The 17,904-nt window shown below is 53.3% G+C and carries 13 protein-coding genes; 8 read left to right on the plus strand and 5 right to left on the minus strand.

The window, feature by feature from the left end; translation table 11 throughout:
* The first annotated feature begins 32 nt into the window (after window positions 1–32).
* Both SNR34_RS04580 and SNR34_RS04585 read left to right on the plus strand, forming a co-directional pair.
* Window positions 33–2,696 carry a glycoside hydrolase family 3 C-terminal domain-containing protein gene (locus SNR34_RS04580; RefSeq protein WP_486182396.1) on the plus strand — a complete coding sequence of 888 codons (2,664 nt, stop codon included), beginning with the start codon at window positions 33–35 and terminating at the stop codon, window positions 2,694–2,696.
* A gap of 102 nt (window positions 2,697–2,798) precedes the next feature.
* On the plus strand, window positions 2,799–4,343 hold the full coding sequence (locus tag SNR34_RS04585) for a glycoside hydrolase family 30 protein (RefSeq protein ID WP_486181253.1): 1,545 nt from the start codon (window positions 2,799–2,801) through the stop codon (window positions 4,341–4,343).
* 210 nt (window positions 4,344–4,553) lie between these two features.
* On the opposite strand, the gene SNR34_RS04590 is transcribed toward SNR34_RS04585, so the two are convergent.
* From SNR34_RS04590 to SNR34_RS04605, 4 genes are all read right to left on the minus strand, one after another.
* Window positions 4,554–5,342 carry a formate/nitrite transporter family protein gene (locus tag SNR34_RS04590; protein WP_236420725.1) on the minus strand — a complete coding sequence of 263 codons (789 nt, stop codon included), beginning with the start codon at window positions 5,340–5,342 and terminating at the stop codon, window positions 4,554–4,556.
* 383 nt (window positions 5,343–5,725) lie between these two features.
* Window positions 5,726–6,136, minus strand: coding sequence for a hypothetical protein (locus SNR34_RS04595; RefSeq protein ID WP_343262144.1), 411 nt, complete (start codon window positions 6,134–6,136; stop codon window positions 5,726–5,728).
* A gap of 109 nt (window positions 6,137–6,245) precedes the next feature.
* Entirely contained in the window at window positions 6,246–6,467 is a 222-nt protein-coding gene (locus SNR34_RS04600; protein ID WP_339276179.1) for a bacteriocin immunity protein, read from the minus strand.
* A 140-nt stretch (window positions 6,468–6,607) separates the two neighbouring features.
* Window positions 6,608–7,600, minus strand: a complete 993-nt coding sequence (locus tag SNR34_RS04605) for a zinc-binding dehydrogenase (RefSeq protein WP_486181254.1) — start codon at window positions 7,598–7,600, stop codon at window positions 6,608–6,610.
* A 164-nt stretch (window positions 7,601–7,764) separates the two neighbouring features.
* Here SNR34_RS04605 and SNR34_RS04610 point away from each other — a divergent pair, with 164 nt between their 5' ends.
* The 4 genes from SNR34_RS04610 to SNR34_RS04625 all read left to right on the plus strand — a co-directional run bounded on the left by SNR34_RS04610 (window position 7,765) and on the right by SNR34_RS04625 (window position 13,298).
* Window positions 7,765–8,655, plus strand: coding sequence for a LysR family transcriptional regulator (locus SNR34_RS04610; RefSeq protein ID WP_486181255.1), 891 nt, complete (start codon window positions 7,765–7,767; stop codon window positions 8,653–8,655).
* Window positions 8,652–9,752, plus strand: a complete 1,101-nt coding sequence (locus SNR34_RS04615) for a threonine aldolase family protein (protein WP_486181256.1) — start codon at window positions 8,652–8,654, stop codon at window positions 9,750–9,752. The genes SNR34_RS04610 and SNR34_RS04615 overlap by 4 nt, the downstream gene beginning before the upstream one ends.
* A gap of 573 nt (window positions 9,753–10,325) precedes the next feature.
* Entirely contained in the window at window positions 10,326–11,618 is a 1,293-nt protein-coding gene (gene ltrA / locus SNR34_RS04620) for a group II intron reverse transcriptase/maturase (protein ID WP_236421567.1), read from the plus strand.
* A 336-nt stretch (window positions 11,619–11,954) separates the two neighbouring features.
* Entirely contained in the window at window positions 11,955–13,298 is a 1,344-nt protein-coding gene (locus SNR34_RS04625; RefSeq protein ID WP_486181257.1) for a discoidin domain-containing protein, read from the plus strand.
* A 119-nt stretch (window positions 13,299–13,417) separates the two neighbouring features.
* Here SNR34_RS04625 and SNR34_RS04630 read toward each other — a convergent pair whose 3' ends face one another.
* Window positions 13,418–14,461, minus strand: a complete 1,044-nt coding sequence (locus SNR34_RS04630; protein ID WP_486181258.1) for a PocR ligand-binding domain-containing protein — start codon at window positions 14,459–14,461, stop codon at window positions 13,418–13,420.
* Between the two features lie 332 nt (window positions 14,462–14,793).
* Between SNR34_RS04630 and SNR34_RS04635 the strand changes: the two genes are divergently transcribed.
* Both SNR34_RS04635 and dhaK read left to right on the plus strand, forming a co-directional pair.
* Complete coding sequence (locus SNR34_RS04635) at window positions 14,794–15,933, plus strand: glycerol dehydrogenase (RefSeq protein ID WP_343262137.1); 1,140 nt, start codon at window positions 14,794–14,796, stop codon at window positions 15,931–15,933.
* A complete protein-coding gene (gene dhaK / locus SNR34_RS04640) occupies window positions 15,934–17,718 on the plus strand; it encodes a dihydroxyacetone kinase subunit DhaK (RefSeq protein ID WP_486181259.1) in 1,785 nt (594 codons plus the stop codon).
* Window positions 17,719–17,904: the final 186 nt, after the last annotated feature.

The raw sequence follows: 17,904 nt of genomic DNA on the forward strand, positions 1-17,904 counted from the left end.
TATCCCAACGCCAACGGCGATGGTTTACGTTGATGATCATCGTTGCATTGGCAGTCATGCCGCTGCATGCCTATGCCTCGCAAGTGGAATCCAAGGCTGACCGTCCATGGATGAACGCCTCCCTGAGTGCAGAGGAGCGCACGGAGCTGCTGCTCCAGGCAATGACGTTGGAGGAAAAGGTCAGCTTCGTTACCGGTAAGGTCAATAACTATTATGGTTTCTATAATGACGGCGTGGAAAGGCTCGGCATCCCTGCGCTGCAGATGGCAGACGGACCTGCCGGAGTGCGGGTGGCCAATCCGGATGTGCAGGATAAGAAATCCACCGCCCTCCCGGCACCGATTGCGCTTGCAGCGTCCTGGGATACGGAGCTGGCCGAAAAGTACGGAGACCTGATCGGTCAGGAAGCGCATGACACAACCCATAACGTGGTGCTTGGGCCGGGACTGGACATTGCCCGCACGCCATGGGGATCGCGCAACTTCGAATCGCTTGGCGAAGATCCGCTGCTGGCTTCCGGGATGGGAGCGGCTTATGTAAAGGGAATTCAAAACAACCCGGTCATTGCGACAGCCAAGCACTACATCCTGAACAACCAGGAGACGGAACGTTTCACGACGAATGCGATCGCGAGCGAACGGGCCATTCAGGAAGTGTATGCACGTCCGTTCAAAGCGATGGTCGAGCAGGCGAATCTGGGAGCAGCGATGTGTTCGTTTAACCAGGTGAACGGTACATATGCTTGCGAGAACAAGGACATGCTGACCGACGTTCTCAAAAAGCAATTTGGATTCGAAGGCTTCGTCATGAGCGACTATGGCGCGAATTTCAGCACCGCAAAATCCGCGAATGCAGGTCTCGATCTCGAAACGCCAGGCGAACCATACGGCAAATGGGGCGACAAGCTGTTGGAAGCCGTAAAACAGGGCGAGGTCAGCGAACAGACGCTGGACGACAAGGTCAGACGGATTTTGCTGCAAATGTTCGAGAAAGGTCTCTTCGATCAACCGGTTCGCAATCAGCAGATCGATGCCAAGGCGGACGGTAAGAAAGCCCGTGAATTTGCGGAAGAAAGCATGGTGCTGCTGCAAAATGACAACAATGTTCTTCCGTTATCCGGCAAAAATATCAAGTCGATTGCGGTCATCGGGCCCGATGCGGATACGTCGTCGGCAGCCGGAGGCGGCAGCAGTTTGGTCAACCCGACCTATACGGTAAGCCCGCTTCAGGGTATTCGCAACCGCGCGGGCCAAGGCGTCGAAGTCAACTATGCTGCCGGTACCGATCCGATCTCGGCAGGAGATGCGTTCAACGGTCCGGATGCGGTGCCATCCACGCTGTTATCGCCTGTCGATGCGGCACAAAGCGAAAGAAATGATAGTACCGACCATGCGGAAAATGGACTGCGTGCCGAATATTGGACCAATGCCAACATGGAAGGAAATCCTGAACTGGTCCGCATCGACCGGCAGGTGAACGTGAATCTCGGCTTCTATAACTACGAAGGCTTCAACGCGCAGTCGTCCAAGCTTCCCGTGACGCCAACGAAGTTCAATAGCAAGATGTCGGCACGCTGGACAGGTTCGATTACTGCCCCGAAATCGGGTGAGTATGCGTTATCCCTGACCAGTCTCGGCTCGGCGAAGCTGTATGTGGATAATCAACTGCTTGTGGACAATGAGGGGAAGGCTTTGGGAACAACGGAAAAGACGATTGCGCTCAAAGAAGGAGAGTCCCGCGAGATTCGGATCGAGTACCGCACGGACTTCCCTGTTCAGGCCAGCCATGACATGGGCGCCCAGGTTCGTTTCGGATGGAAGCCCGCAGAAGGCGCCGTGGATGCCCAAATGCAGAAGGCCGTCGAGCTTGCCAAAAAATCCGACGTAGCGGTGGTGGTGACCCGCACGTATGACAGCGAAGGGTATGTGGATCGGTCTGATCTGGAGCTGCCGAACAATCAGGAACAACTTATTCGCGAGGTAGCCAAGGCGAATCCGAAAACGATCGTTGTACAAATGAGCGGTCGCGCGGTCGAAACCGACTCCTGGCAGAACGAGGTGCCATCTATCGTTCAAGCCTGGTACGCAGGTCAGGAACAAGGAAATGCCGTGGCGCGCGTTCTCTTCGGCGACGTGAATCCGTCGGGCAAGCTGCCCGTAACGTTCCCGGCGGACGAGACGAAAACGCCGGTGTCTACCGCGAAGCAGTTTCCGGGCGTGAACGGAGTCGGCAGCTATTCCGAAGGCATCTTCGTGGGTTATAAGGGGTATGAAAAAGAGAACCTGACCCCTGCGTTTGCGTTTGGGCACGGTTTGTCTTATACGAGCTTCGATTATCGCAATTTGCATGTGAAAAATAAGGGCAAGGGTGACAAGGCAACGGTTGAGGTATCTCTAAATCTGCGCAACACGGGTAAACGCGCCGGTGCAGAAGTGGTACAGGTCTATGTCGGCCCATTGCCTGCCCGAGCGGAGACGCCAAAGAAACAACTTGCGGGCTGGGCCAAAGTCGATCTGAACGCAGGCAAGCAGCAGCGCGTTCAGATCGAGCTGGACCCATCGGCGTTGTCCTACTGGGATGAAACGTCGAACAAGTGGGTGACGCCGAAGGGTAAAGTCCCTGTTTATGTCGGCAGCGCATCGGACGATATCCGCCTGACAGGCAGCGTGAATATCGGAAATGCTTCCGGCAAATAATCAGTGTTACGAATATGGAAATCAATGAAGTCGCGGCCGCCTGGTTGCGGCTTTTTCCACCCTTGGGAATCCGGGCGGAACGTATGGAAGGAGGGAGCAGCGATGTATCGGCGAACGAGAACTTGGATGGTAAGGGGTGGCATCGGTCTGTTGGTGGCGGGGTGCGCCGTTTGGCTGATGTGGGCATTCAGCCCTGCAGCCGTTCAGCCGCCTGCGCCGATGCCTTTGCCCGAAAAGAAAAAGATGACGGAGGCAGAGGTATGGCTGACGACAGGGGATCAGAGTCAGCTGCTGGCAAGGCAAGAGCCTCGGTCGTGGAAGCCCGTTGGGCCTGACGATGAGAAGAAACGCCAAAACGTCGCGTCCATTCGAGTAAATGCCGGGCAAGCTCATCAGAAGATGGAGGGGTTCGGCGCAGCCATGACGGGGTCATCCGTTTACCTGATCAACAGCCTTCCCCAAGAGCAGCGGGAAATGTTGCTGCACGAGCTGTTTACCGCAGAGGGATTGAATCTCAATATGGTACGGCATACGATCGGTGCATCGGATTATTCCGTGAATGCATCCGGAGAACCTTCAAGCTATACGTATGATGACGTCGAAGAAGGAACGGATTACGCCCTCGAACATTTTTCGATCGAACAAGATGAGGGAGTCGTAGCCATGCTGGAGGATGTCGTTCGGGTCAAGCCGGATGTGAAGGTCATGGGTACGCCCTGGACTGCGCCGGCCTGGATGAAATACGGCGAGCGGACGCATAACGGCTGGTACCTCAACTATAATGATCCTGGGGTGTATGCGGCTTATGCAGCATATTTCGTAAAATACATTCAGGCCTACCAGGCCAGAGGGGTGCCGATTCACAGCATCACGGTACAAAACGAACCGGAATTCACGTCGCCGAACTACCCCAGCATGAGCATGGGGGCAGCGGAGCAGGCGATGTTCATCCGGGATTATCTAGGTCCTGCCTTCATGGAGGCCGGGCTGGATACGCGCATCATAGCGTATGATCACAACTGGGACCAGGCCGTGAGGTATACGGAAGAGTTGTTTGAGGATCGCCGGACGGCAGCCTCCGTTGAAGGCTCGGCCTTCCACTGTTATGCGGGCGATCCGTCTGCAATGACTGAGGTCCATGACAGGCACCCGGACAAAATGATCTATGTGACCGAATGCAGCGGAGGCGAATGGAGCCCGGATTTCGGAACTAACCTGAGCTGGCAGATGTCCAACCTGATCATCGGTGCTGCGCGAAATTGGGCCAGCAGCGTACTGTTCTGGAATATCGCGCTTGATCCGCAAGGTGGACCGACCAATGGCGGATGCGCCAACTGTCGGGGGATGGTGACGATTGACCCGGAGAGCGGCAAGGTCGAGCGGAACGTGGAATATTACGCCATGGGGCACATCAGCCGGTATGTTCGTTCGGGAGCCGTCAGGGTGGAAACGAACCAGGAACCGGGCGTTTTGGAGAATGCGGCTTTTCGCAATCCGGACGGTTCCATGGTGCTGATCGCCAGCAATTCCGGACAGGATGCGGTGGCTTTCGAGATCGTGATGGACGACAATGCATTGCGTTACACATTGCCTCCGCAATCGGCGGCGACCTTTCGCTGGAAGGAAGCCGGGTCCGCAGCACGGTAATTCGATGGCGGCAAAAAACATAATCGTGGTCACGCGCTGCGACAACGAGATCGAAGACATTCCGTGGAAGGGATATCCTTGATATATCCGCCACGGAAGATTACGGAGGGAAGGCCAGTGGTATATGCCTTCCCGTTGCAAAGCCCCGTGCAGCCTTTCCCTCTGAAGGGATAAGCTGCACGGGGCTTTGGCTTTCTTTTCAAACATCCATTAATGTTGTTCCTCATCCAGGAAAGGTTTGTTCACCGCATAATACATAAAGCCCATCAGCAGCACTCCGCCTACCAGATTGCCGAACGTGACCGGGACCAGATTGTGGAGCACGCCCTCGAACGAGATCGTTCCCGGATGGTTCAGTACCAGCGCAATCGCAAACGTACACATATTCGCCACGCTGTGCTCATATCCCGAAATAAAGAAGCAGAACACGAACAGCATCATGGCAAACATTTTGGCGCCGTTTTCCTTCATGAACATCGGGATGAAAAACGCCAGGCAAACGAGCCAGTTACACAGAATTGCCCGGAAAAAGAGCTGCATTGCCGGAGCTTCCATCTTGTGTTCGACCACGCTCAGGAGGAAGCCGTTGACCTGGGACGAATCAAACAGTCCTGTCAGGTAGATCAGCAGCGCAAACACCGCCGCACCCATCAGGTTGCCCCCGTAACTCGCCACCCACAGCTTGACCACCTCTAACCAGCGTAGTTTCTTACGCAAAGCGGCATAGGTGTAATAGAACGTGTTTCCGGTAAACAGATCCCCGCCGCCGTAGGCGATGAGAATGATTGCTGCTCCAAATGTCAGTGCGGCCATCGGATAGGTCAGCGGAGATTGCTCCATATAGAAGAAATTGCCCGTCTTGAACGCCACGATGACCCCGAAGCCGATGAACATGCTGGCCAGCATGGAACGTGACAGATAACGGACCAGACTTTGTTTATATATTTTGTGCTTTTTTAATGCCAACTCTTCGACTTTGCGCAGACCTTCGGTTTCCATCATTCGCCTCCTGTACTTATGGGTAGTATTACATCTATTTACATATTTTTTGAACTTTCTATATTATAACGAAATTTATGGGAGAGGCACCTGTTACATATAAATAAAGGGTTGATTATATAGGTTCATATAATATGCGTGCAAACATTTTGCATTTATGTGCTAATTCTTAGCATCTTTTTCTTGGTTGAACAAAGTACCATGATAATCCGGATGATATCGATGATCGGTTGAACCTAAAATTTGGAGGGAGAAAGACATGAATGCGAATAAGATGCGGGTATTCTGAATGGCTGTAAATCAACGATTTAAAAAAGTATGGGGCATCGTACTCAATGAATGATAGAGCGCAAAGAGGCAGCCGCCAGGCCTGCCTCTTTGTACTATGATAGCGGAAAGGGGAACATGCAGCTTCGGAGAATTTCGGCCTTCAGTTCCTCGGATCGCTCTCGAGGAGCCAGCTCTTCCGCATAGGATCGCTCCAGTTTCTTCCGCATAAAGGTCTCGGCATGCGGGTTGGGGCGTGCGTGGAAGCTCTCCGCAAATTCCCTGTAAACGTCCGCGCTAAACGCCTTTTCCAGCACGCTATTAAGCAGAGGGCTGCCTGCATACAGCAGCGAGTCCGTTTCTTCGCACTCAAATTTCAAATACATGATGGCTTTCCGCAGGGCATTCAACTCGCCTTGGGTCAAGTATACGGGAGTGACTGCTTCTTCTCCGCCTTTGAATTGCTGTTCTGGAGCGCGATGTTTCGTTGGACGGTGGGAGCTGTCTGAACCTCGGGATTCACTCATGCATGATCACCTCCTAGAGTTTGTCGAACTTCTTGTAGAAATGCCGGTCTTCTGGTTGGTGGTGTAGCGAATCATTGGACTCGGTCATATCGGTTCGCAACTCTAAACATTAAGGTTGTGTTGGCGGAAGGATGATTGGGCGTGCGGCTAACGCTTCCTCTACGATCTGTTCCGGAGTCAATTCACGGTCGTCCCAAAATATCAGGTTACTGATCGCAGGGTGTGGGACCTGACGTTCCAGTTCTGACAGCATGTCATCCAATTCGGGTTCGGTTCCTTCCGCATGCATCAATTTGCGTACCAATTCTACCAAATGGGTTCTATCGTTCATGGTGGGAACCTCCTTGTCCTGTTCCAAAATGCTCTAGCTATGTCAGTTGAACCAATGATTCTGCACGGAGTCACTACGTGGTCAGAACCATCTTCCGATTGCTGTTAAGCAACGGGAGCAAGAGTCATTGTCTATGATCATCAGTCGATCCGGATGGCGATATTGCCGAACTGTTCGCCTTGGGCTATTCGTTCAAAAGCGCTGCGGGTGTTCTCCAGCGAATATGCGCGATCAATGACAGGACGAATATGATGCCGGCCGATATACTCCAGCATGTGTACATACTCTTCGCGGCTGCCCATAGAGGTGCCCAGCAGGCTCACTTGCGGGAAAAAGATGGCACGGATCGGCACCTTCAGCTCATCGCCGGAGCTTGCTCCATACATGACGATTCGTCCGCCGGGGCGCAGCATTTCGAAATAACGGGAGAAGAGGCTCTGTCCGATGCTGTCCATAACGAGGTCGACGGGTCCAAGCGCATTTTCTTTCTGCCAATCTCCGTGGCTGTCAAAGGCCTGGTTCGCGCCAAGGCGCAGCGCTTCCGCACGTTTGGCTTCGCTGCGGGACGTCACCGTCACGCAGGCTCCGGCGGCCTTGGCCAGCAGCAGCGCCGAAGTGGCCACTCCGCCGCCGATGCCCGGAATGAGCACATGCTCGCCGGCAAGCAGGTTTCCGCGTGTGAACAGAGCGCGGTAGGCGGTCAACGTCGACAGCGATAATACGCCGGCCTCTTCCCAGCTAAGCATAACGGGTTTGGGCAGCGCATTGTCGGCAGGCAGCGTAATGCATTCGGCCAGCGTGCCGTGATCGGGCCCGCCCACAATGCCAGGCACGGCAGGCACATCGGCGGCGTGGTTCCAGCCCAACGTAGGGTGGATGATGACTTCGTCGCCTTTACGGAATGCATCTACGCCTTCCCCGATTTCTTCTATTATACCAGCTCCGTCCGACCCCGGAATGAGCGGTGAGTCCTGTGCGGTGCGATCGTTCATGATGAACAAGTCGCGATGGTTGATGCCCGCAGCCTTCAGACGAATTCGTACTTCTCCGTAACCAGGCGCTTTCGCAGGAGCTTCACTCGTATATTGCAGTCCTTCAAGGCCGTTTTTTCCTGTGTGATACATAGCTTTCATGGTCGTTCATCCTCCAGTGCATGTTCATTCGTCTAGCCCGTGATTGAAACTGAGGCTCATTGTACAGCCGACTGGCTTTGGCGTAAAATGAACAGAAACGAACGCAGATATCAAAAATGTTCATAGCAGATACCGGCGTGATTGTAGAAAGAAGGTGAACGCGCTTGGATGCCGGCGATTTGAACATTTTCCGGACGGTTGCCCGTGAAGGAAGCATCAGCAAGGCCGCGAAAACCTTGAACTATGTGCAATCCAATGTCACGGCGCGCATTCGGCAGCTGGAACAGCAGCTTCAGGTGCCCCTGTTTCATCGCACCAATCGGGGGATGACGCTAACGTCGGCCGGGGAAAATTTGCTGGGTTATGCGGATAAAATATTGCACCTGCTCGACGAAGCCGAAGAGGCTGCACGGGCGGGGACGACTCCAGCAGGACCGTTGCGGCTGGGTGCGATCGAGGCAGGCGCTTCCTCGTTTCTGACGCCGTTCATGGCGGAATACCAGGCGAGGTATCCGGACGTGCAGCTTTCCCTGATCACGGGCGGAACCCATGAACTGGCGCAAAAAGTCATTCGCCACGAACTCCATGGTGCCCTCGTATATGGGCCGATGGTTCATCCGGAGCTTGAGTACGTCAAGCTGTATGACGATGAACTGGTTCTGGTCGCCGGGAGGAACATGCATGAATCGAACGGGCTGCCGGAGCTGCTGCATAAACCGATGCTTTTTTTCGAAGTAGGGTGCACGCATCGGACGCAGGCAGAGGCTTTTCTAAAGGAACATGGGGTTGAAGCGCCGAACATAACGTCTTACGGCACGCTCGATACGATTCTGAATGGAGTGTCGGCAGGCTTGGGCTTAACCCTTTTGCCGAGATGTTCCGTAATACGTGCTGAAGAACGGGGTGAACTTGTTACGGTCACATTGCCGGAACGTTATCGCTGGTTGGAAGCAGGGTTCGTCGTGTCGACGGGAGAGCGCCGGGCAGGGGCGTTAGGGGCATTAGTTCGCATGTTGAGCCCACAACAGGAGGAGAAAAGGAGCGAAGAATCATGAGCAGTGAAACGTTGACGCTTGCGGACGCGTTCCGGCAGGCAGAATTCACGGTAGGCGGGAACGGACCGCGCAAAATCAAAGTGCTTCAGGAAGCGATATTACATCTGGATGGAGAAATGGACAGCGATCATTACGGCCGCGGCGAAACGATCGAGCAGTTTCAGCGGCAAATGGCCGAGGTGCTGGGCAAAGAAGCGGCCGTCTTCTTTCCGAGCGGCACGATGGCCCAACAGATTGCTCTCCGCATTTGGTGCGACCGCAAGGGCGTAAAACGGGTAGCGTACCATCCGCTGAGCCATTTGGAAATCCATGAAGAAGATGGATTGAAAGAATTGCATCAAATCGAAACCGTTCTGCTTGCGGACAAGGATCAGCTGATCCGGCTGGAAGACGTAACGGGCATGAACGAGGAGATTTCCTGTCTCCTGCTGGAGCTTCCCCAACGCGAGATCGGCGGGCAGCTTCCGCCATTTGAGGAATTGGAGGCGATCTCGGCGTACTGCCGGGAGCGCGGAATCAAGCTGCATCTGGACGGGGCGCGCCTGTTCGAGATCACGCCATACTATCAAAAGACGCCGGCCGAGATTTGCAGTCTATTTGATACGGTATATGTGTCCTTTTATAAAGGGATCGGAGGAATCGCAGGAGCGATTCTGGCCGGGGAAGCTGACGTGATGCAGGAGTCCAAAGTATGGAAAAGGCGTCATGGCGGGGATTTGATCGGCCTGTATCCTTACATCTTAAGCTCGCAATATTACTACAACAAACGTATTGGCAAAATGGGGCTCTATTACGAGCAGGCCAAAGAACTCGCCGCCCTGTTGAACGAATGCCACGACATCCGCACGCTGCCTGAGGTACCTGTATCGAACATGTTCCACGTGCATTTTGCATATCCCCCCGCCGAGGTCGAACCTGTTCTGGCCGAAATGTACCAGCGATTCGGGATCGGCATGACGCCGTATTTGAATAGGACGGACAGCGGATGTGTTTTCGAATGTTCGATCGGGGACCAGTACGAGACGGTTCCGCAGGACACCTTGCGTGCGGCGTTGAAATGGCTGGATGCGGAGCTGGAATTAAAACACACGATCTGATCAAAGAACCTATCCGTGTAACGGGTAGGTTTTTTTACATTGGGCGTGCCCAGCTAAGCACGCATCTTCTAGCCGGTGAAAGTCCGGTCGCAGGAGGGGCCAAGCCCCTGCGTAGCTAGGATACTTGCGTATAGCGAAATCTGTGCGCAAAAGCGTATCGACGAAAGTACCTGTCAGAGACAGGGCGAGCAACAAGCCAGGCTGTAACATGAAGTGAATCCTGCCGCGTCGTTAAAAAGGCCTCGCAAGAGGGACAAGAGGAAGCCGAGTCTCGCGAATGTGGACGAAGGCCATGGAAGCTGCAAAGAACTTGGAACAACAGCGAAGAATCCTCCGGCGTATAGGGAGCAGCATGGAATGAAAGAGGATGCAGTGAACTGGGGAGACCCTCCCCCACACGGAATTTTTTTTAGGAATTCGTAAAGAGACATTCTATAAGTCTAAAAGACGAAGTGAAACGTCTGTGGGAAGGGAGTCCGAGGGGCTCATAGTACCGAAGAACCCAAGGACAACATAACCTTGGGGAGGGAAGGAGCCCTGCTTTGTTTATGCTTTTGGAGGAGGTACGAGTGAGTGAATGCCAGACGGCTAACAACACCAAAGGAAAAAGTTCAACAACTCCAAGAAAAGCTAGGTCATGTGGCCAAGAAGAACAACAAGCGTAAATTCCATGCTTTGTACGACAAAGTCTACCGGTGGGATGTCTTGCAGGAAGCCTGGAGACGAGTGAAAGCGAACAAAGGAGCGGCAGGTGTAGATGCTGTGACGCTGGCTGACATAGAGGAACAAGGAGAACTGACTTTCCTCAAGGACTGCGAAGGAGCGTTGAAAGAAGGCAACTACCATCCACAGCCTGTACGGCGGCACTACATCCCAAAGAAAGATGGGAAGCAAAGACCGCTGGGCATACCCACCGTGCGCGATAGAGTCATCCAGATGGCAACGAAACTCGTGATCGAACCTATCTTTGAAGCAGATTTTGAGGATGTATCTTATGGATTTCGTCCGAAACGAAGTGCGAAAGGAGCGCTGGAACGAATTCGGAAAGCCTGCAACCGCAAAGGGAATTGGGTAGTCGACGTCGATATCCAAGGTTACTTCGATAACATGAATCAAGAGAAGCTCATGAAATTGGTACAAATGCGTATCAATGACAGGAGGATCTTGAAGTTAATCCGGAAGTGGCTTGAAGCGGGAATCATGGAAGAAGGAAACGTACGGCGTTCTGATTTAGGAACACCGCAAGGTGGTGTCATATCTCCACTGCTCGCGAATATCTATCTGAACTACTTTGACCGATTGTGGGAGAAACACGGAAGTGGAGTGGGAGAACTGACAAGATATGCAGACGATTTTGTGGTGGTTTGCAAAACCAAAAAGGACGCGGAGCATGCGTATGAACTTATACGCAGAATCATGGAACGTCTAGAGCTAACCCTGCATCCGACCAAAACCCGCATTGTAGGCTTATGGACGGGAAACGAAGGATTCGACTTTTTAGGGATGCACCACCGAAAAACGAAAGCAGAAACGTCGCAAGGGAAGGTATATTACACCACGCAGCAATGGTTAACCAAAAAGGCAGAAGAACGTATTCGTGGAGTCGTTAAAGAGCGATTATCCCCGCCAAGTATGCGATCCAGATCGTTTGCAGAACATGTGAAATGGCTCAATCTGAAGATTCAAGGGTGGAGAAATTATTATTACACAAGCTACAGCCAGAAGAGACTAGCAAAGCTGGATTGGTATATTTTGCAACGGTTAACCCGGTGGTACGCGAAGAAGAGACAACGCAGAAAATGGATGGGTTCAGTAGCTGAGGTTAAAAATATCGCCGCCCAATATGGACTAAAAACGCTGTTGTAATTTGCATGCCCATGAACGAAGAACATCGGAAAGCCGTATGAGGGAAAACCTCACGTACGGTTTGATGAGGAGGGGCTGGGTTTTGCCCAGCCTTTTACTCTAGAAATTGTCATTCCCGCCGAAGATGCACAATTGAGCACAAAAAACCATGTTGCATTCTATGAAAACAGGTCATAGGAATCATGGAAGCCAAAGATTAGTAATGTAAAATACATATTATAAAGGTAATAAATACCATAAAGAAAGCGGGATTAAGGAGTGAAGTGATCCGTTACAAATTTGAATAGGGAAAGGATGAAAATGATGTTTACAAGACGTAAATTTGCATTAACCGTAATGTCTCTGGCCTTATCCGCAACGATGCTTGGAGGTGGGGCCTGGGGGCAAGCTCCGCAGGCAATGGCTGCATCTGACCCGGGGATTGCCGTCAACGCGGTTTTAACGGACATGCCAGCCGAATTGAAATCGTCCATTGAATGGGTGTATACGAATCGCATGCTCAAGGAAAACTCCGTCGGTCGAAAAAACTTGATCTATGACCAGATTTTCGCCGGGAAAGGAACGCTCAACTACGTCGTTCGCTGGCAATCGGCCAAAAACCTCACCTTGCAGCAGCGAAAAGACATCGAACGGATGCTTGGCCGCCAGATCAACAATTGGACCAAACACTTGCAGGGATACGATGGCTGGCCCTATGGAGAGATTGCTGTGAAAGTCGTCGGTTGGGCGGTCGCGAATCCAGCGCAGATTTTGGACAAACAATCCGGCGAGATCGTGTACACTACAACCACGGTAGACGAACTAAGCAAGTCCGATCCGCGAATTCCGGCGGCATTGCCGCATGCACCGAATGAATTGTCACGCTTCGAGCATTTCTCGAATCCGAATTATGCATATCCCGGCGGGCTGGACAAGCGTTTTGACATGTATTTGTGGGCAACGTCCAATTTCGGCGGTGGTGCCGGCGGTGACTGGGGGCAGCGCATGTCTGACGATTATATTCTAAGCACGGTCAACCAGAACGAGATTCAAATTACCGAACACGAGATCGGGCACGGTTTCGGCATGCCTGATTTCTACGAGCCGCAGGACCGCCCGCCAGGAGGTTTCCCGGTGCCAACCATCATGTGGGCAGGCAACTCTCCCACGATTACGAATTGGGATGTCTGGCTGTTGAGGTATACATGGAGTCAACTTAAAAAGGATACGTCGCGGTTCCCGCTGGTGCCGGCGGGAAATGAGCCTGTCAACGTGGCGAGCAATGCCAAGGTGTCTGCGTCTTATGTTTCACCCTGGGAAACGGTTGCAGCCCTAAATGATGGATATGATCCCTTGCATTCGAATGACCGGGCACATCCGGTATACGGCAACTGGCCGGAAACGGGTACGCAATGGGTGCAATACGATCTGGACCGTACGTATACCCTCAGCCGAAGTGATGTGTATTGGTTCAAGGATCATGGCGGCATCGATGTGCCTCGTTCGTACAGTATCCAATATTGGGACGGGAACGTATGGCGCGACGTGCAAAATGCCCAAGGATTGGGTACGAATGCGGATGCATACAACACAACGACGTTTAGTCCAGTGAGCACGACGAAGATCAGGCTTCAAATCTCGGCGAACGCTCCGGCTTCTACCGGTATTTTGGAGTGGAAGGTCCTGGGGACGGCCCAATAATGCAATCCTGAATGATATGATTGGATAAGCCGAAGAGCGGCTGTGCAGTAACGGTTGCGTGCTGTGCAGCCGTTTTTTGCAGGGAAACCACCATTTTTGAAAATCCACGAATCAGGCAGCTAGTTCCGCTGCTCCTGAATGTATTTTCGATATAGTGCAGGCGTGATTTCTTCGTATTTTTTGAATGTTTTGATAAAATACCCGGATTCGTTGAATCCCAATTCGTCGCTGATTTGGGCGATTGGCATGTCGGTGACCTCAAGCAGCTGTTTGGCCCAATTGATTTTGAGGCGCGCAGCGTAGCTGCTGAAATTTTCGCCAGTTTCCTTGGCGAACAGTCGGCTGAAATAGCTTGGGCTCAGATGACAGAGCTCGGCTGCTTTTTTGAGCGTCAGTTGTTCACTTTTGTGGCTGTGCATGAAGTCCAGCGCCGGTTGGAGCGCCGGGCTCGCAATGTCTGCTTCTTTGGGACTGCTGCTGAGGTAAGCATTAGCGATGGCGTTGGTCATTTCCCGTTTGATCGATTCGATGTTCCGAATGGAGTAGCCGGGCAAAATGGTGGATAGGCTCAGCGACTCCTGTGTTCCGGAAGCGGAGGCTTTTTCGAACATTTCAACCAGCAGGTTTTTGTTCAGGGCTTCCTCCACGATGTAATTGCATAAGAGAGACAGCATGTTGGAAATTTTGACGACCTCTTCGTAGGTCATGACCGGCAGCTGATCGTATTGTTCGCTTAATTCCGCGAGTTTGCGTTCATGCAGCCCGGGGTTCTGGGGGGAGACGATTTGTTCCAGGTCACGTGCGCTCTCGGGATTGGACAGCTTCACCTGTCCAGCCATGACCGCGCCGATGTATTTGCCATCAATCGTAATCGGAATCGCAATGTCGATGATATTGAAATGGCATGAATAGACGTAAGGCTCGTTCAACCGCACTGCTTCCAGGCCGCCGCGCGAGTCGCATTTTTGGCAGTAGGGCAGCAGTTCGGGATCTTGGCGTACGCTCTGGCAGAACGATTGGCAGCTGCTGTGGCCTGTAACGGGATTGCCTTTGTAGTCCACGGTCAGGATGGCCAGCTTGGTGACGGTGGCGAGCGAGTCCTGCAATCGCTTCCACTTATCGAGGTCGAGTATTTTGTTAATGTGCAAGTATTCCTTAATCATGGCGGCATGCCTCCATCGTTCACAGATTAACCGAGCCTTGGGCTGAATTCATATTAAAAAACAACTGAAAGGGTAATGTATATTAGGCGCCTTTTGTAATGAACACGCTCGAGGCAAAGATACACCTTCGCATGACAATAACATACCATCTTTCCGGCAGAAAGCAAAAAATTACGATTGCAAATTATAATTATTTGTTATCAAATTCCACTGTCAGTGCGATGCCCCTGTTATATATTGATAGTACAAGCCGGTCATTCAAATTTAAAATGGTATAACGTTCATGCGATGAAATATCAGCCATTCGAGTTATCCATAGGAGGTTTTTCGTGATGAGAAAAGCATTTATCAGCCCGACCAAATACGTGCAAGGTGAAGATGAGCTGTTGAACTTGGGGTATTTCGTGAAATCCTTTGGCGACTCCGCCTTGTTAATCGGTCATCCCGACGATGTCGCGCGCGTAAAGGAAAAATTGGATGCCACGGCAGCCAAGTTCGATATTACTTTTGTTGAAAGCGGTTTTAAAGGGGAGTGTTCCCGTCAAGAGGTGGCTCGGTTGCAGGACATCGCTCGTGAGCAAAAATGTACCTGCACGATCGGCCTCGGCGGAGGCAAAGCGATCGATGCGGCCAAATGCGTGGCTGAAGGCGAAGCCTTGATCATCTGTCCGACGATTGCGGCCACGGATGCGCCAACGAGCCATTCTGCCGTATTGTACACGCCGGATGGCGCGTTCGACGATTACGCGTATTTCAAACAAAGCCCAAGCGTGGTGTTGGTGGACACAACCGTCATCGCCAATGCGCCGACGCGATTCCTCGTTTCCGGCATGGGCGACGCGCTGTCCACGTACTTTGAAGCGAGAGCTACGGCGAAATCCTATTCACGCGTCAATGCCAGCTTGCCGATGGGCGCACGCGAAGGACTGACGCCGCCTGCATTCGGTACCAACGCAGCGCTGGCGCTGGCGAAGCTGTGCTACGAAATGCTTCTTCGCGATGGGGTAAAAGCGAAGGCCGCCTCTGACAGCAACATGGTTACTCAGGCGCTGGAGAACATCGTGGAAACGAACATTTTGCTGTCCGGGCTCGGATTCGAGAGCGGCGGCTTGGCTGCGGCCCATGCGATCCACGACGGATTAACCATTCTGGAGGGCACGCATCATTATTTTCACGGCGAAAAAGTGGCCTTCGGCACGATCGCGCAGCTCGTATTGGAAAACGCGCCGACCGAGGAACTGAACGAAGTACTCGACTTTTGCCTGAATGTGGGCCTGCCCGTAAGCCTGGCCGACATCGGCGTAGAGACGATTACGCAGGAAGAACTGCTGGAAGTCGCCGAGAAGGCATGCATTCCGGAAGAGTCCATCCATGCCATGCCGTTCCCGTTCACGGTGGCCGAGGTGGCCGGGGCGATTGCAACGGCGGACCGGATCGGTCGTGAATACAAAGCGCGCCGGGAGGCGAAATAAATGAAAAAAATTATCAATCAAGCCGAAAACGTCGTGCTGGAAATGTGCAGCGGGATCGCGCTGGCGCATCCGGAGCTTGAATTTTTGCCAAAGTACAAAGTGATCAAACGCAGAGAAGTTCAGGCGGACAAGGTCAGCCTGATCAGCGGCGGCGGCAGCGGTCATGAACCGGCACACGCCGGTTACGTGGGCAAGGGCATGTTGGATGCGGCCGTTTGCGGCGACGTGTTTGCCTCCCCGTCCCAGATTCAGGTGTACCAGGCGATCAAAGCGACGGCAGGCAGCAAGGGTACGCTTCTGATCATCAAAAACTACAGCGGCGACATGATGAATTTCAAAAACGCGGCCCACCTTGCCGAAGAAGACGGCATCGAAGTGCAGTACGTGAAGGTCGAGGACGACATTGCCGTACAGGATAGCTTGTACACGGTAGGACGACGCGGCGTGGCCGGCACGGTGCTCGTTCATAAAATCGCCGGGGCGGCGGCAGAATTGGGACGCAGTCTGGCCGAAGTGAAAGCGGCGGCCGAGCGCGCGGCGGCAAACGTGCGCAGCATCGGGTTTGCGTTTACGTCCTGCACGGTGCCTGCCAAAGGCACGCCGACGTTCGAGATTGCCGAGGACGAGATGGAATACGGCGTAGGCATTCACGGCGAGCCTGGCATTCGGCGCGAGAAAATCGCGACGGCGGATGAATTGGCAGGCCGAATGGTCGGCGCACTGCTGGCAGACTTGAAGCTGGATGCCGGGGAACCGGCAGAAATTGCGGTGCTCGTCAACGGTTTCGGGGCGACGCCGCTGCAGGAGCTGTACCTGCTGAACAATGCGGTGCAGCGGGAATTGGCAGGACATCCGGCGCTGAAGGTTGCAGCAGCGTTTGTGGGCAACTACATGACCAGCATCGACATGGCCGGCGCTTCCCTTACAATTCTGAAGCTGGACGAGGAGCTGAAGTCGCTGCTGTTTGAGGAGAGCGAAGCGCCTGCATTCAAGGTGTCCGGTCCTCCCGCAGCGCCGGTTGTCTATACGGACTATACGGACGTGTTGGAATCTGCTGGGGGCTCTGGTGCAGAGACTAAGGTTTCCTTTGGGGTCCAGACCTCCGATGAAGCGGCCGTGATTCGAAACGAACGTTTTACGTTGGACAACGTCGTCTATTTGATCGACAAGATGAGCGAAATCATCATTCGAAACGAAGTACCGTTCTGCGAGCTCGACTCCCATGCCGGGGACGGCGACTTTGGCATGAGCGTGGCGAAAGGCTTCCGGCAGCTCAAGCGGGAATGGAGCCATATCGTGGGGGAGGAAAAGAAGGATATCGGCTCCTTCCTGGATGCATGCTCGCTCGTCATTATGGAACACTGCGGCGGTGCTTCCGGACCGATCTGGGGATCGGCATTCCGGGCGGCAGGCAAGGCCGTGGGCGACAAACTGGAACTGAGCGTTTCCGATTTCGCTGAAATGATGCAGGCTGCGGTCAAAGGCATTCAATCCACCGGCGAACGCTCCTTCGGCCGCGGCGCGGTCGTCGGCGACAAAACGCTGATCGACGCGCTGGTGCCTTGCGCCGATGCCTGGGCGCAGAGCGCTCGGTCCGGCGATGACTTCAAGACCGCGTTTGCCAAAGGCGCGGCAGCAGCCGTGGACGGCGCGAAGAAAACGGAAGACATCGTTGCGCGCATGGGCCGTGCCGGTACCGTAGGCGACCGCAGCTTGGGCTATCCTGATGCGGGGGCGTATGCGCTCGGCGTCATTTTCACGGAACTGTCCGAGGCGCTGAAATAACGAATACAACATCGGTACGTTGTTAACGAAACCGGATAAGACCGTTCTGCATATGGGCATGCAGAGCGGTCTTTTGCCGTCTTTTTCTCCTGAAATTGGCATGAGGGAATGCAATAGTGTAATCTTAGTTTAATGTAATTAAGCGAAGGATATTACGCAACATACACATATAGCCCACGTTGAACG

Source organism: Paenibacillus sp. XP01 (assembly GCF_057364885.1).